15 protein-coding genes, 1 tRNA gene, 2 other RNA genes and 1 pseudogene are annotated in these 20,102 nt (G+C 54.4%); 6 read left to right on the top strand and 13 right to left on the bottom strand.

Annotated features, from left to right (window positions below; translation table 11 throughout):
* Positions 1-128 precede the first annotated feature (128 nt).
* From bcsE to bcsG, 3 genes are read left to right on the top strand one after another with little or no spacing between them, the layout of a single operon-like run.
* A complete protein-coding gene (bcsE, locus tag ACQ0PY_RS01055; RefSeq protein ID WP_042998549.1) occupies positions 129-1,688 on the top strand; it encodes a cellulose biosynthesis c-di-GMP-binding protein BcsE in 1,560 nt (519 codons plus the stop codon).
* Complete coding sequence (bcsF, locus tag ACQ0PY_RS01050) at positions 1,685-1,876, top strand: cellulose biosynthesis protein BcsF (RefSeq protein ID WP_042323160.1); 192 nt, start codon at positions 1,685-1,687, stop codon at positions 1,874-1,876. The genes bcsE and bcsF overlap by 4 nt, the downstream gene beginning before the upstream one ends.
* A complete protein-coding gene (bcsG, locus tag ACQ0PY_RS01045; RefSeq protein ID WP_044253740.1) occupies positions 1,873-3,552 on the top strand; it encodes a cellulose biosynthesis protein BcsG in 1,680 nt (559 codons plus the stop codon). Before bcsF ends, bcsG begins: the two co-directional genes overlap by 4 nt.
* 81 nt (positions 3,553-3,633) lie before the next feature.
* Here the strand turns inward: bcsG and ACQ0PY_RS01040 are convergent.
* Positions 3,634-3,702 (bottom strand): annotated as a pseudogene (locus tag ACQ0PY_RS01040) (type I toxin-antitoxin system toxin Ldr family protein); the annotation flags it as partial.
* 502 nt (positions 3,703-4,204) lie between these two features.
* Here ACQ0PY_RS01040 and ACQ0PY_RS01035 point away from each other — a divergent pair.
* Entirely contained in the window at positions 4,205-5,503 is a 1,299-nt protein-coding gene (locus tag ACQ0PY_RS01035) for an SLC5/6 family protein (RefSeq protein ID WP_044253742.1), read from the top strand.
* Positions 5,504-5,568: 65 nt separating this feature from the next.
* On the opposite strand, the gene dppF is transcribed toward ACQ0PY_RS01035, so the two are convergent.
* From dppF to ACQ0PY_RS00980, 11 genes are all read right to left on the bottom strand, one after another.
* Positions 5,569-6,582, bottom strand: coding sequence for a dipeptide ABC transporter ATP-binding subunit DppF (gene dppF / locus ACQ0PY_RS01030; protein WP_042998553.1), 1,014 nt, complete (start codon positions 6,580-6,582; stop codon positions 5,569-5,571).
* Positions 6,579-7,562, bottom strand: a complete 984-nt coding sequence (gene dppD, locus ACQ0PY_RS01025) for a dipeptide ABC transporter ATP-binding protein (protein ID WP_042998554.1) — start codon at positions 7,560-7,562, stop codon at positions 6,579-6,581. The genes dppF and dppD overlap by 4 nt, the downstream gene beginning before the upstream one ends.
* Before the next feature lie 10 nt (positions 7,563-7,572).
* On the bottom strand, positions 7,573-8,475 hold the full coding sequence (gene dppC, locus ACQ0PY_RS01020) for a dipeptide ABC transporter permease DppC (RefSeq protein ID WP_042998555.1): 903 nt from the start codon (positions 8,473-8,475) through the stop codon (positions 7,573-7,575).
* A gap of 9 nt (positions 8,476-8,484) precedes the next feature.
* On the bottom strand, positions 8,485-9,504 hold the full coding sequence (gene dppB / locus ACQ0PY_RS01015; protein ID WP_042998556.1) for a dipeptide ABC transporter permease DppB: 1,020 nt from the start codon (positions 9,502-9,504) through the stop codon (positions 8,485-8,487).
* Between the two features lie 160 nt (positions 9,505-9,664).
* The gene (gene dppA / locus ACQ0PY_RS01010; RefSeq protein WP_044253744.1) at positions 9,665-11,272 is read right to left on the bottom strand and encodes a dipeptide ABC transporter periplasmic-binding protein DppA; all 1,608 of its coding nucleotides are present in this window, start codon (positions 11,270-11,272) and stop codon (positions 9,665-9,667) included.
* A 708-nt stretch (positions 11,273-11,980) separates the two neighbouring features.
* A non-coding RNA gene (locus ACQ0PY_RS01005) (RtT sRNA) lies at positions 11,981-12,113 on the bottom strand.
* Positions 12,114-12,145: 32 nt separating this feature from the next.
* Positions 12,146-12,278, bottom strand: a non-coding RNA gene (locus ACQ0PY_RS01000) — RtT sRNA.
* Between the two features lie 32 nt (positions 12,279-12,310).
* A tRNA-Pro gene (locus tag ACQ0PY_RS00995) sits at positions 12,311-12,387 on the bottom strand.
* A gap of 91 nt (positions 12,388-12,478) precedes the next feature.
* Positions 12,479-14,170 (bottom strand): kdo(2)-lipid A phosphoethanolamine 7''-transferase, encoded by a 1,692-nt coding sequence (gene eptB, locus ACQ0PY_RS00990; RefSeq protein WP_044253746.1) that lies wholly within the window; start codon positions 14,168-14,170, stop codon positions 12,479-12,481.
* A gap of 262 nt (positions 14,171-14,432) precedes the next feature.
* Positions 14,433-15,635 (bottom strand): L-lactate MFS transporter, encoded by a 1,203-nt coding sequence (locus tag ACQ0PY_RS00985; RefSeq protein WP_044253750.1) that lies wholly within the window; start codon positions 15,633-15,635, stop codon positions 14,433-14,435.
* A 231-nt stretch (positions 15,636-15,866) separates the two neighbouring features.
* The gene (locus ACQ0PY_RS00980) at positions 15,867-16,568 is read right to left on the bottom strand and encodes an autotransporter outer membrane beta-barrel domain-containing protein (RefSeq protein ID WP_109739744.1); all 702 of its coding nucleotides are present in this window, start codon (positions 16,566-16,568) and stop codon (positions 15,867-15,869) included.
* A 156-nt stretch (positions 16,569-16,724) separates the two neighbouring features.
* Here ACQ0PY_RS00980 and tag point away from each other — a divergent pair, with 156 nt between their 5' ends.
* A complete protein-coding gene (tag, locus tag ACQ0PY_RS00975) occupies positions 16,725-17,303 on the top strand; it encodes a DNA-3-methyladenine glycosylase I (RefSeq protein WP_334262944.1) in 579 nt (192 codons plus the stop codon).
* Positions 17,284-17,715, top strand: a complete 432-nt coding sequence (locus tag ACQ0PY_RS00970) for an N-acetyltransferase (protein WP_042998562.1) — start codon at positions 17,284-17,286, stop codon at positions 17,713-17,715. The genes tag and ACQ0PY_RS00970 overlap by 20 nt, the downstream gene beginning before the upstream one ends.
* Here the strand turns inward: ACQ0PY_RS00970 and ACQ0PY_RS00965 are convergent.
* Positions 17,693-20,017, bottom strand: a complete 2,325-nt coding sequence (locus ACQ0PY_RS00965; protein ID WP_109739743.1) for a molybdopterin guanine dinucleotide-containing S/N-oxide reductase — start codon at positions 20,015-20,017, stop codon at positions 17,693-17,695. The genes ACQ0PY_RS00970 and ACQ0PY_RS00965 overlap by 23 nt on opposite strands.
* Positions 20,018-20,102 lie beyond the last annotated feature (85 nt).

The following is a 20,102-nucleotide window of genomic DNA, read 5'->3' as shown; positions in this document are numbered from 1 at the left end:
CAAGGCTTCTTGCTCGCCAAATCGATTCACATGCTAAATCTGATACGTTTTAATTTCAATGTTAGGTTTATTTCTGAGCTTTCGCTAGTAAACTGATAAACAGATAAAATAGCGACCCGAGGAACGCTGTGGACCCTGTATTTTCAATTGGCATCTCATCATTATGGGATGAACTACGCCATATGCCAGCCGGCGGAGTCTGGTGGGTTAACACCGATCGCGTTGAAGACGCTATCAGCCTGGCGAATCAAACGATTGCCTTTCAGACCGGGACGGCAAAAGTCGCGGGCATTTCCATGGGCAGCGATCCCGGGAAGATATTCAAATTAGATGAATCTCACGGTCCGGAAAAAATTCAGTTATTTTCCATGCCAAATTCGGAAAAGGGTCTACAATTTATGACCCGCGATTTGCTGTGTTCCGTGGACCCGACGCATTACTTATTCATTCTTATTTGCGCAAATAACGGCTGGCAAAATATACCAGCTGAACGTTTGCGTCTGTGGCTGGATAAAATGAATAAATGGACGCGTCTCCATCACTGTTCTGTAGTGGTGCTTAACCCCGGCAATAATAACGATAAACAATTCTCTCTTTTAATGGGGGAATATCGCTCGCTTTATGGCCTCGCCAGTATGCGCTATCAGGGCGATCAGCATTTGTTTGATATTGCCTTCTGGTGTAATGAAAAAGGGGTTAGCGCTCGTCAGCAACTCACCGTCCGCCATCATGAAGGGCAGTGGGAACTGGTGCAAAAAGAAGAGGCTGAAATCCAGCCCCGTAGCGATGAAAAGCAGATCCTGAGTAATGTCGCCGTGCTGGAAGGGGCGCCGCCACTCTCCGAGCACTGGAAATTATTCGATAATAATGAAGCTTTATTCAATGAGGCGCGTACCGCACAGGCGGCAACGTTGATCTTTTCGCTTCAGCAAAACAGCCAGATTGAGCCCCTGGCACGGAGCATCCATACTCTGCGTCGCCAACGCGGAAGCGCGCTGAAAATCCTTGTGCGGGAAAACATCGCCAGCCTGCGCGCCACCGACGAACGCCTGCTATTAGGCTGCGGTGCCAATATGGTGATTCCGTGGAACGCGCCACTCTCGCGCTGTCTGACGCTGATTGAAAGCGTTCAGGGTCAGCAATTTAGTCGCTACGTGCCGGAAGATATCACGACGCTGCTGTCGATGACCCAGCCGATGAAACTGCGCGGTTTCCAGAAATGGGACGTGTTCTGTGAAGCGGTAAATAACATGATGAGCAACACCCTGCTGCCTGCCGACGGGAAAGGGGTGATGGTGGCGCTGCGGCCCGTTCCGGGTATCCGCGTTGAACAAGCCTTAACGATGTGTCGCCCGCACCGTACCGGCGATATCGTCACTATTGGCGGCAACCGCCTGGTGCTGTTCTTGTCGTTTTGCCGCGTCAACGATCTCGATACCGCGCTCAATCATATCTTCCCACTCCCGACCGGCGATCTCTTCTCTAACCGCATGGTCTGGTTTGAAGATAATCTCATCAGCGCTGAGCTGGTGCAGATGCGCTTACTGGCGCCAGAACAGTGGGGACAACCGTTGCCGCTGACCCAAAACGTGAAACCCGTCATCAATGCCGAGCATGACGGCAAGACGTGGCGGCGTATTCCACAACCGCTACGCTTACTGGACGATGAAACGGAGCACTCATCATGATGACTATCAGCGATATCCTGCAAATCATCGTTGTTTGTGCACTGATTTTCTTCCCGCTGGGGTATCTGGCGCGCCATTCACTGCGCCGGATCAGCAATACGACCCGGCTGTTATTTGCAAAACCTCGTTATGTTAAACCGGCCGGAACATTGCGCCGCACGGTGATTTCCAGGGCAACGAAAAAATGACTCAACAAACACAAAACGCATCACTGCCTTCACCTCTCTGGCAATACTGGCGCGGTCTTTCTGGCTGGAACTTCTATTTTCTGGTCAAGTTCGGCCTGCTCTGGGCGGGCTATCTGAATTTTCACCCGCTGCTGAATCTGGTCTTTATGGCCTTCCTGCTGATGCCGATTCCGCGTTACAGCCTGCATCGCATGCGTCACTGGGTCGCCATTCCGATCGGTTTTGCTCTGTTCTGGCACGACACCTGGCTGCCAGGTCCGGAAAGTATTATGAGCCAGGGCTCGCAGGTGGCAGGCTTTAGCACGGACTATTTACTCGATCTTGCCACGCGCTTTATCAACTGGCAGATGATTGGCGCCATGTTTGTCCTGTTGGTCGCGTGGCTGTTTTTATCACAATGGATTCGGGTTACCGCCTTCGTGGTGGCGATTCTGGTCTGGCTGAACGTCCTGACGCTGGCGGGTCCGAGTTTCTCTTTGTGGCCGGCGGGTCAACCGACGACCACGGTGACCACCACGGGCGGTACGGCAGCAGAAACGGTCGCGACCGCTGGAGGAGCACCGGTCGTTGGTGATATCCCGGCACAAACCGCACCGCCGACCTCGGCGAATCTCAACGCATGGTTGAATACGTTCTACAATGCGGAAGCGAAGCGCAAAACGCCTTTCCCATCAGCGCTCCCTGCCGATGCGCAGCCGTTTGAACTGTTAGTCATCAATATCTGCTCACTCTCCTGGTCCGATATTGAAGCCGCAGGGCTGATGTCGCACCCGCTGTGGTCGCACTTTGATATCCAGTTTAAACACTTCAATTCCGCCACGTCGTACAGCGGCCCGGCGGCGATTCGCCTGCTACGCGCCAGCTGCGGACAGCCCTCGCACACGAACCTGTATCAACCCGCAGGCAATGAATGCTATCTGTTTGATAACCTGTCAAAACTGGGCTTTACGCAGCACCTGATGATGGGCCATAACGGCGAATTCGGCGGCTTCCTGAAAGAGGTTCGTGAAAATGGCGGCATGCAGGCTGAACTGATGGATCAGAAAGGCTTACCTGCGCCGCTGCTGGGCTTTGATGGTTCCCCGGTGTATGACGACACCGCCGTGCTACAGCGGTGGATGGAAACCACGGAAAAAGATAAGGACTCCCGTAGCGCCACTTTCTACAACACCCTGCCGCTCCACGACGGTAACCACTATCCCGGCGTCAGTAAAACGGCGGATTACAAAGCGCGCGCACAGAAATTCTTTGATGAACTGGATGCGTTCTTCACCGAGCTGGAGAAATCGGGTCGTAAGGTCATGGTGGTTGTCGTACCGGAACACGGCGGCGCGCTGAAAGGCGACAGAATGCAGGTCTCTGGCCTGCGTGATATTCCGAGCCCCTCGATCACCAACGTCCCGGCTGGCGTGAAATTCTTCGGCATGAAAGCGCCGCATCAGGGTGCGCCGATCGTCATTAATCAGCCAAGTAGCTATCTGGCCATTTCTGATCTGGTGGTACGCGTGCTTGACGGTAAGATCTTCTCCGAAGACAGCGTGGACTGGGCAAAACTCACCAGCAACCTGCCACAAACGGCTGTGGTCTCGGAAAACGCCAACGCGGTGGTTATCCAGTATCAGGACAAACCGTACGTCCGTCTGAATGGCGGCGACTGGGTGCCATATCCGCAATAACGAACCAGGCCGCAAGGATCGCCCTTGCGGCCTGGTTCGGGCGCATGTTGCCACTGCGGCAGGCAGACGCCCATCAGCGCATTACTTCCTGCTACGTAGCCAGTTCACAACCATACCCGCAATGATACCGGCAATGGCTGGAGCCGCTATACCCTAAATAATTCGAGTTGCAGGAAGGCGGCAAGGGAGTGAATCCCCAGGAGCTTTCTCTGGTAAGTGACTGGGGTGAGCGAGCGCAGCTAACGCACCTGCAACTTGAAGTATGACGGGTATAAATCATGCCAGAAAGCCATGCCTGGCTGAGTCAACGCCATATCGCCGCCTGTGTTGCAATGGCAACCGTTCGCGGCTATCGTTGAGGTGCAAGGTAAGCCCCCGTTTAGTTGCCAGGTTTATACCAGACAACGTGCGGGGGTTTTCTCTTTCCAGCAACTCACGCCGCCAGGGATCAAGCCCCCGCAACGCTGCGCCTCACCGGGAAACACCGGCTTACCGCCGATTCTACGATAACCCGCCAGGCCCGACATCCAACATGCTTTCGCTTTGCGCGACGCCTCGCAATCAGCCAACTGGCAGAGACCTACACTCTTCTGTAGAATTGCGTCCCCTCGCGGTCATCAAGCCGTGACGGCTCTTTTTGGCAGGGGACTCCATGCAGCACGACACATCACCACTTTCCGATCACCGCGTATCCGGCAAACCGGCGTCGCAGAGTTTACCGTTTACCCGCTACGATTTTGGCTGGGTGTTGCTGTGCATCGGCATGGCGATTGGCGCAGGAACGGTATTAATGCCGGTGCAGATTGGGTTAAAAGGCATCTGGGTCTTTATTACTGCCTCTTTGATTGCCTATCCGGCCACCTGGATCGTGCAGGATATCTACCTGAAAACGCTCTCCGAGAGCGAAACCTGTAACGACTATACCGATGTCATCAGCCATTACCTGGGGAAAAACTGGGGCGTCTTCCTTGGCGTGATCTACTTCCTGATGATTATCCACGGCATATTTATTTACTCGCTTTCCGTGGTGTTCGACAGCGCGTCGTACATTCGCACCTTCGGTCTGACTGACGCCGACCTTTCGCAGTCATTGATCTACAAGGTGGCAATTTTTGCGGCGCTGGTGGCGATCGCCTCCGGCGGCGAGAAGTTGCTTTTTAAAATCTCCGGCCCAATGGTGGTAGTGAAAGTCGGTATCATCGTGGTGTTTGGACTGGCGATGATCCCACACTGGAACCTGAGCAATATCACCGCTTTCCCGCAAGCTTCGGTGTTCTTTCGCGACGTGTTGCTCACCATTCCGTTCTGCTTCTTTTCGGCAGTCTTCATTCAGGTTCTTAATCCGATGAATATTGCCTATCGCAAACGTGAAGCGGACAGACTCCTGGCAACCCGTATGGCGATTCGCACGCACCGTATCAGCTATATCACGCTCATTGCGGTGATCCTGTTTTTCTCCTTCTCGTTTACCTTCTCCATCACCCACGAGGAGGCGGTCTCCGCCTTTGAGCAAAACATTTCGGCGCTGGCGTTAGCCGCACAGGTTATTCCAGGCCCGATTATCCACATCACCTCGACGGTGCTGAATATCTTTGCGGTGCTGACGGCGTTCTTTGGGATCTACCTGGGGTTCCACGAGGCGATGAAGGGCATCATTTTGAATGTGCTGGGGCGCATCGTTAACGTCGGAAATATTCCTCCGCGCATCATTACGCTGGGTATTTGCGCGTTTATTGTCACCACGCTGGTGATTTGGGTTTCGTTCCGCGTCTCCGTGCTGGTGTTCTTCCAGCTCGGCAGCCCGCTGTACGGGATTGTCTCCTGCCTGATTCCGTTCTTCCTGATTTATAAAGTCAGCCAGTTGGAAAAACTGCGCGGCCTGAAAAGCTGGCTGATTTTGCTGTACGGCGTTTTGCTCTGTTTGTCGCCGCTACTGAAGCTGATCGAGTAAATGCCTTACCTGGCCTACAAATCACCGTAGGCCAGGTAAGGCGAAGCCGCCATCAGGCACTTTTGTCAGATCGCTGTCTTCTGCGGGTTCTCATCCTGGTCAACCGCAAAACAGGCGACCAGTTGACCGTCGTAGTCTTTCAACTGCGGCTGCAACTGGGTGCAGGGGCCGAAGCGACGACGGCAGCGGGCGTTGAAGGCGCAACCCGGCGGCGGATTCAGCGGGCTGGGCAGCTCGCCGGTCAGTTTGATGCGCTCGCGGCGTTCGTCCGGATTCAGACGCGGCGTGGCGGAAAGCAGTGCCTGGGTATACGGGTGACGCGGGTTATTGAAGATCTGATCCTTCGTCCCCTTCTCCACACAACGGCCTAAGTACATCACCATCACTTCATCCGCAATGTGTTCGACGACCGACAGGTCGTGGGAGATAAAGACGTAGGACAGCCCCAGTTCCTGCTGCAAATCCATCATCAGGTTCAGCACCTGCGCACGGACAGAAACATCGAGCGCAGAGACCGGTTCATCGGCAATCACCACATCCGGATCGAGCATCAGCCCACGGGCAATGGCGATACGCTGGCGCTGACCGCCGGAGAACATGTGCGGATAGCGATCGTAGTGCTCGGTTTTCAGCCCCACTTTCGCCATCATCGCCAGCGCTTTTTCACGGCGCTGCTCTTTGCTCAGCGAAGTGTTGATCAGCAGCGGCTCTTCCAGAATCTGACCCACTTTCTTACGCGGATTCAGTGAACCATACGGGTTCTGGAACACAATCTGGATTTTCTGCCGACGCAGTTTCTGCGCATGCGGATCGTGCTTAAGCAGATCCTGTCCCTGGTAATACAGTTCACCGCCGGTCGGCGTTTCAATCATCGTCAGCAGACGGCCAAGCGTGGATTTCCCGCAGCCGGATTCGCCCACTACCGCCAGCGTTTTGCCGCGTTCAAGGGTAAAAGAGACCCCATCGAGCGCTTTCACCAGACGTTCAGGAGAGAAAATTCCCTTCTTCACCGGGTAGTGTTTTTTCAGGTCGATCGCCTGCAACAGCGGTTGTTGCGAGGTGGCCTCATGCGTACTCATAGTGTGGGCCTCCCGGCATCATCGAGTGGGTAATGACATTTCGACTGACGACCGCCATCCAGCAGGGCCAGTTCAGGTTCTTCACTGCGGCATTTGTCCGTTGCATAGGGGCAACGCGGGTTCAGCAGACAGCCCAACGGGCGGTCATATTTCCCCGGCACCACGCCAGGCAGTGAGGCCAGTCGCGCTTTATCCTGAGCAAACTCCGGCAACGCGCGCAGCAACGCCTGGGTGTAAGGATGACGCGGCGCGCGGAAAATATCGTGCGCCGCCCCCGTTTCCACCACCTGGCCGGCGTACATGACAATGATTTTGTGCGCGGCTTCCGCCACCAGCGCCAGGTCATGAGTGATGAGCACCAACGCCATGTTCTCTTTCTGCTGCAGTTCCAGCAGCAGCTCGATGATTTGCGCCTGGATGGTCACATCCAGCGCCGTCGTCGGTTCATCGGCAATCAACAGCTTTGGTCGACAGGCAATCGCCATCGCAATCATCACGCGCTGGCTCATCCCACCGGAAAGCTGATGCGGATACACGTCCAGACGCGAGGCCGGATCGGGGATCCCCACCTGGTTCAGCAGGTCAATCGCCCGCTGACGACGGGTTTGCTTGTTACCACCCTGATGCACCTTGATCGCTTCCATAATCTGGAAACCGACGGTGTAGCACGGATTCAGGCTGGTCATCGGGTCCTGGAAAATCATCGCCACTTCAGCGCCAACCAGATTACGGCGCTCTTTCTCAGAAATACGCTTCAGATCCTGGCCGTTGAACAGCAGATTTTCCGCCATCACGCGGCCTGGATAATCAATCAGCCCCATAATCGCCAGCGAACTGACCGATTTTCCTGAGCCTGACTCACCGACAATACCAACCACTTCGCCCTGATTCACACTGTAGCTGATGCGGTCTACGGCGCGAAATTCGGAACCAACATCGCCGAAATGCACCGATAATTTATCTACATTTAATAACGCCATCTCGAACCTCTTACTGCTTCAGTTTGGGATCGAGCGCGTCACGCAGACCGTCACCCATCAGGTTAAATGCCAGCACCGTCAGCAGGATCGCCAGACCCGGGAAGGTCACGACCCACCAGGCGCTTTGTGCGAACTGCAACACATCAGCGAGCATGGTGCCCCACTCCGGTGTTGGCGGTTGCGCACCCATGCCCAGGAAGCCAAGCGCGGCCATATCGAGAATGGCGTTAGAGAAACCGAGCGACGCCTGAACGATCAGCGGCGCAAGGCAGTTCGGGAAGATGTTGATGAACATCTGGCGCATCGCGCCGGCCCCCGCCACGCGGGAAGCGGTCACGTAGTCGCGGTTGACCTCCACCAGCACAGCGGCGCGCGTCAGTCGCACATAGTGAGGCAGCGCCACGAACGTCAGTGCCAGCGCGGCGTTACCAATCGAGGGACCGAAGACCGCCACCAGCACCAGCGCGAGCAGCAGGCTCGGCAGCGCCAGCATGATATCGACGATACGCATAATGATGTTATCAACGATGCCGCCGAAATACCCGGCCACAAGGCCCAGCACGACGCCCATCACCAGCGACAGCACCACCACCAGACAGCCCACCAGCAACGACAGACGCGCGCCATACATCAGGCGCGACAGGATATCGCGGCCCACGTCGTCAGTTCCCAGCAGATGCGCCAGCGTGCCGCCTTCCTGCCAGGCCGGCGGTGCCAGCAGGGTATCGCGGAACTGGTCAGCCGGGTTATACGGCGCCAGGAAGTTGGCGAATACCGCAATCAGGATCATGATCGCGACGTACACCAGCCCCACCACAGCGCCCTTGTTGCGTTTAAAATAGTGCCAGAACTCCTGCATCGGCGTCATCGGCACCGGCGCAGCAATAACTTTATTTTCAGTAACCTGTGACATGATGGCCCCTTACTTCTTATGACGAATACGCGGGTTCACCACGCCGTACAGCAGGTCGACCAGCAGGTTGACGAGAATAATCATCGTCGCCACCAGTAACACCCCACCCTGCACAACCGGATAATCGCGACGTTGCAGCGCATCAATCAGCCAGCGCCCAAGGCCAGGCCACGAGAAAATGGTTTCGGTCAGAATGGCGCCCGCCAGCAGCGTTCCCACCTGTAGACCAATCACGGTCACCACCGGCAGCATGGCGTTACGCAATGCGTGAATGATGATGACGCGCATACGCGTCAACCCTTTGGCACGCGCGGTACGGATGTAATCTTCGCCCAGCACTTCCAGCATCGATGAACGAGTCATTCGCACAATCACTGCCAGAGGGATGGTGCCAAGCACCATCGCGGGCAGGATCATATGCACCACAGCATCAATAAAATTGCCCTCTTCACCCCAGATTGCGGTGTCGATCAGCATAAAACCGGTCAACGGGTTCGAGTCATCAAGGAACACCATGTCGCTCACGCGCCCGGAGACGGGGGTCAGGTTGAGCTGCACGGAGACCAGCATGATCAGCATCATGCCCCACCAGAAGATCGGCATGGAATAGCCGGTCAGCGCCAGGCCAACAGCAGTATGATCGAAAATGGAACCGCGCTTAACGGCGGCCAGCACGCCCACGGGAATCCCCACGGCGGTAGCGAAAATCATGGCGCAGACACCCAGTTCCAGCGTCGCTTTAAAGCGAGGCACGAACTCGTCCCACACCGGTAAACGGCTTTTCAGCGAGATGCCTAAATCACCATGCATAACCCCCCAGATGTAATGGAGGTACTGCTGCCACATCGGCTTATCGAGACCGAGTTCAGCCAACAGTTGAGCATGACGCTCAGGGGAGATACCACGCTCACCTGCCATGATCATCACCGGATCGCCGGGGATCATATGGACAAAAGCAAAGGTGAGAAGAGTGATACCGATAAACGTGGGGATGACGAGTCCCAAACGTCGGAGAATGAACTGCAACATAACCCGGATTCTCTCTAATGACGCACGGCCTGGAACCGTGAGTCTGTATTGCTCACAAATCTTATCCCCTCCTCAATGAGAAGGGGATAAAGCATTACTGCCGGGTGGCGCTACACGTACCGACTTAACGGTGTGTAGCGCTTACCTGGCGTTGCTTTTATTATTCGATAGAGACGTTTTCGAAGTGGTGTTTACCTAATGGATCAACCACGTAGCCTTTGACTTCTTTACGCACTGGCTCGTACACGGTGGAGTGAGCCACGATCAGCGCCGGAGCCTGATCGTGCATCACGACCTGAGCCTGTTTGTAGAGTTCAATACGCTTGTTGTGGTCGTCGGTCGCACGCGCCGGTTGAATCAGATCTTCAAACGGCTTGTAGCACCAGCGAGAGTAGTTGGAACCGTCTTTCGCCGCCGCGCAGCTGAACAGGGTCGCGAAGAAGTTATCCGGATCCCCATTGTCGCCGGTCCAGCCCATCATTACCGCCTGATGCTCACCCGCTTTGGCGCGCTTCAGATACTCGCCCCACTCGTAGGTCACAATCTTGGCCTGAACGCCAATCTTCGCCCAGTCGGCCTGAACCATCTCAGCCATACGGCGAGCGTTCGGGTTGTACGGACGCTGTACTGGCATTGCCCACAGTTCAACGGTAAAGCCTTTATCCTGACCGGCTTCTTTCAGCAGGGCTTTCGCTTTCTCAGGATCGTAAGTGTAGTCTTTAACGTCGTCGTTATAGCCCCACATGGTTGGCGGGATCAGGTTCTTCGCCGCAACGCCAGCACCCTGATAAACGGCTTTGATGATCGCGTCTTTGTTCACCGCGTAGGTCAGCGCCTGACGTACTTTGACGTCATCAAACGGTTTCTTCTCGGTATTGAAAGAGAGATAGCCGACGTTCAGACCCGCCTGCTCCAGCAGGTTGATGTTTTTATCCTGCTTCATGCGCGCGATGTCAGCCGGGTTCGGGTACGGCATCACCTGGCATTCGTTCTTCTGCAGTTTGGCGTAACGCACGGAAGCGTCAGGCGTAATAGAGAAGACCAGACGGTCGATCTGCGGCTTAGTGCCCCAGTAACCTTCAAACGCTTTGTAGAGAATACGGGAGTCTTTCTGGTACTGCTGCAGCTGGAACGGACCGGTACCGATTGGGTTCAGGTCTACTTTTTCCGGCGAGCCAGCTTTCATCATATTGTCGGCATATTCTTTAGAAAGAATAGAGGCAAAGTCCATCGCCAGGTCAGCGAGGAACGGCGCTTCAGGACGCGTCAGCACGAACTGAACGGTGTTATCGTCCACTTTCTTCACTTCACTGATCAGGTCTTGCAGGCCCATGCCTTCAAAGTATTCATAGCTGCCGCCAGAGACTTTGTGGTACGGGTTCTGTGCGTTTTTCTGACGATCGAAAGAGAACACCACGTCATCGGCGTTGAAATCACGCGTCGGTTTGAACTCTTTATTGTCCTGCCACTTCACACCCTGACGCAGGTGGAAGGTGTAGGTTTTACCGTCTTCACTGATTTCCCACTTCTCAGCGAGGCCCGGAATAACTTCCGTGGTGCCGGTTTTGAATTCAACCAGACGGTTATAGATAGGTACTGAGCTGGCGTCATAGGTTGTGCCAGAGGTAAACAGCTGCGGGTTGAACCCTTCAGGTGAACCTTCTGAACAATAAACCAGAGTTTTAGCTTGTACACTTGCTGCGACAGTCATAGCCACAAGGCTCAGACCAAGCTTCAGCATCCCTGACTTCTTCAAGGAAATACTCATTCTTCTGCTCCAAATGTGATGTTGTTGTTTTACCCTTTGCAGTGGGTTTGCACCGCCTGGCCTTTTTTGTTTTTTAACCGGCTGGGTCGGCGTTAAGAGGTGGGGATTCCGTTCACATAAACGACTGAGTAGCAGCGCGGATTCTCCATGAAATGCCCCTCATGCCCTACAATCTGTCAACAGAATGTGAAAACGTCAATACAGGTATCCATGATTTACAACAACGGTGAGAATTCGCAAACAAAGATTAAAAAAACTTCAGGCGGGTATTTTCAGCAGAGAAATTTATGCTACGCCCAGAACACCAGAATAAACACCTTAATATTTCGCAACATTTGGTGATTAACAATCGTGCAGAATATGAAAAATTTCTGACGAAATGCTGCATATCTGAGCGATAAATCCCACGAACGTTAAAACGCACAGCGGAAAATGCTAGCGCCAGCCATAAGTAACGCAAAAAAAGATTCATGCATAGATAAAAAAAGACAATGGAATATGTCACAAAACCGTTAACAAATAGTGAGAAGTGATGCGCACTTTTTTGTTGATGTTCCGCAAGAATGGATATTTACCTGATGATGCGATTTCGTAGGCGGGATAAGGCGAATGCCGCCATCCGGCAGTGTGCACCGAATGCCTGATGGCGCTTCGCTTATCAGGCCTACAAAAGCAAAAAACCCTGCTCGTTGAGCAGGGTTTTGAATTTGGTCGGTGATAGAGGATAACTCGCCACATCGTGGCTCGCCCTGCGGGCCGTTGCTATCGCAACGTTCTCTCGCTCCGCTCGAGTCGAACCTCTTCCCCCGGAGGTTCTCATCCTCCCAGGCTTCGAATGCAAAAAACCCTGCTCGTTGAGCAGGGTTTTGAATTTGGTCGGTGATAGAGGATAACTCGCCACGTCGTGGCTCGCCCTGCGGGCCGTTGCTGTCGCAACGTTCTCTCGCTCCGCTCGAGTCGAACCTCTTCCCCCGGAGGTTCTCATCCTCCCAGGCTTCGAATGCAAAAAGCCCTGCTCGTTGAGCAGGGCTTAAAATTTGGTCGGTGATAGAGGATTCGAACCTCCGACCCCTTCGTCCCGAACGAAGTGCGCTACCAGGCTGCGCCAATCACCGAATGCGGGGCGCATCTTACTGCGCAGGTGCGCCCCCGTCAATCCCTTAGTATCAAAATGCCCTTTGATCGGCGAGAAAGTCGTCAGCCCGCTTACTGCGCGACGTTTTTCTGTCCGTCAGGGATATGACACCAGTTGTTGTTCTCATTAATTCCGCCATTCGGCGAGGTATAACCGAGACAACCCATGATGGTGTCGTACAGCTCCACATGACGGCGCGGCACCTTCATTTCCGCTTCCTTCTTCAGGTGCGCGAACGCCTGGGCGTTGGCCGGGTTCTCCAGGTATTTATCAGACATCCAGACCATCATCGGCACGCGGAACTGCTCCGGTGGTGCCATCTTACGTGGCGTACCGTGCAGGTGCTCGCGCTCATTGATTGACTCACCGTGGTCGGCAGCGTAGAACACAATCGCTTTCTTATCGCGTACCTGATCAATCACCGTGTCGATAAAATGATCGACGTAGGTAATCGAGTTATCGTATGAATTAATCATCAGGTCTTTTGGGCACTTACGATCGATAGCGTAACATTCCGGCTTCCACTGAGCGAACTCGCGCGGATAACGCTGAGTGTAGTTGTAGTGAGAGCCCTTAGTGTGCAGCACAATCAGATGCTTACCCTGCGGGTTTTCCTGCAGCGAACGATCAACCTCATTGACCAGCAGCATGTCATCCACGGCTTTACCCCGGTTACGTGGCTCAGCAGCAATTTGTTCGCGATAGGCAATGTTGTCGGCCATCGTGTTGCTGTAAAACCACATTTCACTCTGCATCGCGTAGAGATCGGAACTAAAGCCTAACTGCTTGAGCACCGCAAAGACGTTTTGCTCTTTCAGCGTACGCTGTGGGTTGTCTTCGGCCCCACCCTGACGAACGAACATACAGCGCAGCGACAGTTTCGTCGCGGTATCGCAGGAATAACCACGATACATCACGACGTTCTTCTCTTTGGCAAGCTTCGGCGTGGTGTCGCGTTCATAGCCTAACATTCCCATATGATCCCAGCGTGTAGTTTCACCAATAATGAAAATCACGTAAGTGTCATCCAGGTTCTGTGTCGGGGTATAGGTGAATTTCTTCGCCGGGTTGATGAGCGATTTGTTATCCGATGATTCATCCACCTGCGCCCAGGCATACAGGCCCAGTGCAGACAGCCAGTTTGACGGCAGATAAGAGTTCGCCAGTACGCCGCCGTAACTCGGCATATCGACACCGGCAATACGATCGGCACGCTTCTGATGCATCTCCAGAAGACGAATTGGCACCCAGACTAGCAGCCCCGCCATCAGCACAATCAGCGCGCTGCGCCAGCGCACTTTTGGCGTGCAGAGCTGACGCCAGAAGGTATCCGTCGAGCGGTTAAACCAGATGAAGATCAGCGGGAGAAAACTCACCGCCACCAGCCAGAGGACAAACGTCCAGCCGACCACCTCTTTGGAGAGATCGATATCCGTGGTCATGACCGAGGCAACGATGCCGTAACCGATCATCACGTTCATAAAGGTCATGTAATAACTTGCGCCCGCTGAAATCAGCACCAGCAACGAAGCCAGAACACGCCACACCGTCCTGCCCATCAGTGACAGGAGTCGTAAAAAGAAGAACGTTGCCAGCACAGTGCCAGCCAGTTCAACCACCGCGGAGATTCCATTCCAGAGGGTAAAGTCTTGCGCGTAACCGTCAAACCGACGGAGGTAAACCGCGCCATTCATAAACAGACCGATATAGATCGCGAGCAAAAAACTCAGCTTTTGCTGCGACATCGACGTAATGTATCTCATGCAAGCAAGCCCTGGAAATCGAGGGGTTAACACAGCCTGCGCAACGGCGACATCCGCCGGGCAGGTGAAATTGCGAAGGTAGTCAAATAGTAAAATCGACACGCGCGGCTAAGTAGACCACAAGCAGCAAAGAAAGTGGCAACAGAGAATGTGATCGAAAGAGATATTTACAAAAAATCAAGTTTGAAAGCAGACTATTCACAGCAGATATAACAAAAAAAGGCCAGCTCATCGGCTGGCCTGTAGAAAATCTTACCGGATATCAGGCGTGTGCCATTTCCAGCACCTCGCGTTTTGGCTGACGAATGGTGGTGGAGAGCGCCAGCGAGAGAATCAACAATGCAAAGATGACACAGAAAGTCACGTAGAACCCACCGAACAGCGACGCGATAATCGAACCGCAGATGCTGCCAATCCCAAAGCCGAGATAAATCACACCATAATTTTTCGCCAGATTGTTCAGACCGAAGAACTCGCTGACCAGTGACGGGAAGACGGTGATCGTCCCGCCAAAGTTAAAGGCGATGCAGGCAATGGCAGCAAAGAAAGTCAGCGCATTCAGCGGCGCAAACAGCAGAGCGGCCATCCCCACCAGCGACACCACCTGACCAATGGTGATCACACGGATACGGGCAATTTTATCGGACAGGATCCCCAGCACCAGACGGCCGGAGAGGTTAGCAATAGAAATCACCGTCACCGCATTGGCCGCCGACGCCACGTCCATATGCGCCAGCCCCTGAGCGATATCTTTCGCCACGCCAATCACATACAGTCCGCTCATGCACGCCGTCAGGAACATCACCGCCAGCATCCAGTACTGCGGTTTACGCATAGATTGTGCCAGGGTGTAGTCGTTTTCTACAACACCATTTTGCGTTTTGACCTCCTGATTCGGCGCATCTTTCATTAGCGTAGAGCCGAAGACAATCATCACCAGCACAATCGCGCCCCAAATCACAAAGGTGTTTTCCAGACCAACGGTTGCCAGAAGTTGGCTGTCGATAAATTTGAAACCCAGGCTTCCCAGACCATAAGAACCAATGGCAAAGGCAGAAATTAGCCCTTTACGCTCCGGGAACCACTTCACGCAGTTGGACAGTGTTAACAGATAGCCCGCGCCATCGGCCAGGCCTACCAGCACGCCTGCGCTCAGCCACAGCATCATCAGGTTACTGGAGTGCGCGGTCAGGAAGAAACCCAGCCCGAGCAGTATACCGGACGCCATGGTGACGCGCTTCACGCCAAAACGTTCCTGTAACTTCCCGGCGACAGAAGAGGAGATCGCCAGACCTAAGCTCAACAGACCAAAGGAAAAAGCTACCTGGCTGACGGGTTCACCCAGTTTTTCTGAAAGCACGCCATTAAACAGGCTCCAGGTATACACAGAACCTAAGGCGAATTGCGTAATGATGGTACCGATAAGGGTCAACCAACGGGTGCGCTGATACGATGCGGTCTTCATGGCAGTCTTCCTGCATAAGCAAAAGGGATAAATTCTCTGCCAACAACCATAACGAAATGCATTTTATGCAGGGAAAAAACGGCATGAAGTGCCATCAGAACGGAATGAAATGCCTGGAATGCGGAATGAATGACAAGACAAAAATTCATTGAATGAATTTTTTCCCGGTCAGTTAGTGCCTACTATCGCCACAAACACTGTTATCACTGCGTTTAAATTGTAAATTGCAGGTTAAAACCTGGCACTTACCCCCATCGTGTAGAGGTAGTCGGTACTGTTGGCGGTATTTTCCGCCTGCGAGAGCGCAGCATAAGCCGCCATGTGCTGATTGAGCAGCATATCTGCGCCTACCGTCACGTCCAGCCAGTTGTTGTCCTGAGTGGTCGCCGTCATTCGACTGAGTCCCGACTGCGCCTTCCAGATATTTTCGCCAAACTGCTGGTTATAGCTGATTTGCGCCCACGGTCGCAGATCGCCAAACTGCGAATTCACCCGCCAGCCCAGCGTACTGACGCTGGCATGCCATAACGGGTCGGGCGACTGGCTGACCACGCTATCGCCAAATTCGTTATAAATAGCGGGCGTGGTGCCATCGTAATGTAATGCCGCCACCGGTCCGGTCGTGATGTCGCCAGAGACGGGAAAATTCCAGCCCATACTCATGCCGCTGGTGGCCTCCGTGGGTGAAGCTTGCTCAAGATTCACCGCCAGACCCGGCACAGTTTGTGTCGTCCGGATACGTTCCGCCAGAATGTCGTCATAGCGCGGTTGGTGATCGCTGTCCCATGTATAGCGTTCAGTCGTATATCCAGGCGTATTATCAACGATATATTCTTGCTGCCAGGCACGGGCTGTGTTGATGTAAAGCGAACAAACTACGCCGCTCGCCAGGAGAATAATTTCCCGGCGACCACTGCATTTTTTTATCATCATCAATGCGACTCCAGAAGAGAGCCGAAATCGGCGATATTATTGTCATTGTAATTAAGGATGACAGGCGAAAGCCCTGTATTAAATATTGTCTTTTTCGCGGGAGCGTCAAGGCACCCGGAACGATATTTTTATGGCAAGTCAAAGAGCGAGGGAAGTATGGAACGTTGCGGTTGGGTCAGTCAGGACCCCCTTTATATTGCCTATCATGATAACGAATGGGGCGTACCCGAGCACGACGGTAAAAAACTGTTCGAAATGATCTGTCTGGAAGGCCAACAAGCTGGCCTTTCGTGGATCACCGTCCTCAAGAAACGCGAGAATTATCGCACTAACTTCCACCAGTTTGATCCCATCCGCGTGGCAGCCATGCAGGAAGACGATGTGGAAAGACTGCTGCTTGATGCCGGGATCATCCGCCATCGGGGGAAAATTCAGGCCATCATCGGCAATGCCCGGGCATACCTGGCGATGGAGCAAAACGGCGAACCGTTTGCCGACTTCGTCTGGTCATTCGTGGATAACCAGCCACAAATCACCCGCGCCGCCGCGTTGGGCGAAATCCCGACCTCTACGCCCGCCTCCGACGCCCTGTCGAAAGCGTTAAAAAAACGGGGATTCAAGTTCGTCGGCACCGCTATTTGCTACTCCTTCATGCAGGCCTGCGGACTGGTCAATGACCACATCACCGGCTGTTTCTGTCATCCAGGAGATAAACATGATTCGCGAGTTTCATAGTGCTGACATGACGCCATTGCTGGCGTTGTGGTTGGAAAGCACCATCTATGCGCATCCTTTTATCGCAGAACGCTACTGGCATGAGAGCGAGGCAGTGGTGCGCGATGTTTACCTGCCCGCCGCCAGAACCTGGGTCTGGGAGGAAGACGAGGCGCTGAAAGGGTTTGTGAGCGTCATGGACGGGCGTTTTTTAGGGGCGTTGTTTGTCGCCCCGGATGCGTTACGTAGCGGGATAGGGAAAGCGCTGGTACAGCATGTTCAGCAGTGTTTTGACGTGCTGAGCCTTGAGGTATACCAAAAAAACCAGAACGCGGTGAATTTCTACCACGCGCTGGGCTTTCGTATCGAAGACAGCGCATGGCAGGAAGATACCCAGCATCCCACCTGGATTATGGGCTGGCGGGCGGAGTAAACGCCGTAAGCGTAAGCGCTGGCCCGCTGTATTTCTCCAGCCACGCCAGCGCGGTATTGCCCGCGCAGCCGTTCCCCAAACGCGAACTGGGCAGGTCTTTGGTCAGCACATTCACCGCGCCGTTTTTACAGATGCCTCCCGCGGCAGGGTCAAGGTCCGGCCATGCCCCTTCATGAATGCAGATAACGCCAGGTTTGATACCGTCAGTGACCACGGCGCCTGCAAGGATCTGACCACGGTGATTCCAGATGCGTACCACATCACCGTCACGGATGCCGCGCGCCTGAGCATCCTGCGGGTGAATCGTCGCCGGCTCACGATCTGCCACCGCATACCGTTCACGCAGGTGACTGTAGTTAAGCTGGCTGTGCAGACGATGCGCCGGGTGCGCCGACACAATCTGTAGTTGCTCCGGTTCGGCGTTGCCGTGCCACTCATCCGGTTCCAGCCACATCGGGTGTCCGGGGCAATCTGCATAGCCGTAACCGGCAATTCGCTGTGAGTAAATCTCGATCTTACCGCTGTCGGTTTTCAGCGGATGCGCGTTCGGGTCACGACGAAAATCCGCAAAGCGGATAAACTGCGCATTGACCGGATTTTCCGGCATTTCAATCAGTTGATTCGCTTCCCAGAATTCGGCAAACGGCGGCAGCGTCACCTGCTGGCTGGCCCCGCGCTGCCCGGCAATCGTATAAAACGTCTCCAGCCATTCCAGTTCGCTCTTCCCTTCGGTAAAGCGTTGATAACCGCCCGCTTCCCAGCGTTCGCTCAGCGCGGCAAAAACATCGAAATCATTGCACGCTTCGTACTGCGGCGGCACGACCTGCTTCATGGGCACCAGATGCTGGTTACTGTAATCCCCGGTCATGGTGAGATCGTTACGCTCAAAGGAAGTCGTCGCAGGCAGCACAATATCGGCATGCTTCGCCGCCGCGGTCCAGAAGCATTCGGAAATCACCACCAGCTCCGGTTTTTGCCAGGCGCGAATCAGTCGGTTGGTGTCCTGGTGATGGGTAAAATTCGCCCCACCCGCCCACCAGATGAAGCGGATATCCGGGAAGTGGCGGTTCATCCCGTTATGCTGATACGGCGCGCCGGGGTTTTCCAGCGCTTCCACAATGCGCGCCACCGGGATTTTCTCCACCGCGTCGGTCCCGCCTTGCAGGCTGCCCTGCATTGACGCCAGCACGGCAGAACGGCGGGTCGGATTCCCCCCGTTAGCAAAGTGATAGGAAAGACCAAAACCACCGCCAGGTATGCCAGGCTGGCCCAGCATGGCGGACAGGGTGACAATCATCCAGTGCTTTTGTTCGCCAAACTGCTGGCGTTGCATGCCCCAACCGGCCATCAGCATAATGGTATTTTTATGGAACAATTCTGCCAGTTCACGGATTTTCGCCGCCGGAACGCCGCAAATCGGGTCCGCCCACTCTGCCGTTTTGGCAATACCGTCGCTCACACCCAACAGATAGTCTGAAAAGACCTCATAGCCCGTGGTACAGCGGGCAAGAAACGCCTCGTCATGCCAGCCATTTTCCACCAGCGTATGCGCAATACCGAGCATCAGCGCCACGTCGGTCCCCATGTGCGGCGCAATCCATTCCATCTTATCGCCAAAGAAATCAACGGTTTCCGATCGCATGGGATCAATGCAGATCAGCCGTTTCCCGCTTTCGCGTAGCGCGTCAAAGTAAGGGATCCCCTGTTCATCCGACGCATTCCAGGCAATTTTCAGGGTATTCAGCGGGTTGGCACTCCATAACACCACCACCTCGCTGTGTTCGAGAATCACCGGCCAGCTGGTTTGCTGTTGATAGACTTCGCTGCCGCCCACCACGTACGGCATGATGGCCTGCGCCGCGCCGGTAGAATAGTCGCCCAGATGTCCGGTATAGCCGCCCGCCAGCGCCATATAACGTTGTAATAACGTCGCCGACTTGTGCAGAACACCGTTGGAACGCCAGCCGTAAGAACCGGCAAAAATGGAGGCGGGGCCATACGTATCGCGAATGCGTTTATGCTGCGCATGAATCAACGCCAGCGCCTCGTCCCAGCTCACACGCACAAACTCATCCTGCCCGCGCACACCCTGCGGTTGTTCCGGCGAAGCCAGAAACCCTTTTCGTACCATCGGATAGCGTACCCGGCTTTGACTGTGCACCTGATCGCGAACCGCGCTTTGCAGCGAATTGGGATGCGAAGTGGGCAGCGCCCCCCGGGAGGAGAGCACCGTTTCTCCGTCCGTTTCGACAAGTATTGGCCCCCAATGGGCGGCGGTTAACACCGAATAATGCGTCGTCAAGCCAGGCGCTCCTGCAGATGAGATGATGTATTACGGCGTTCAATGTTACTTACAAATTTCAGAGAGATCCCTGGAATTTTCTTCA

This window comes from Citrobacter sp. LST-B2 (assembly GCF_057983045.1).
Note: the sequence above shows the minus strand (reverse complement) of the source record. Positions and strands in the feature narration are given on the sequence as shown.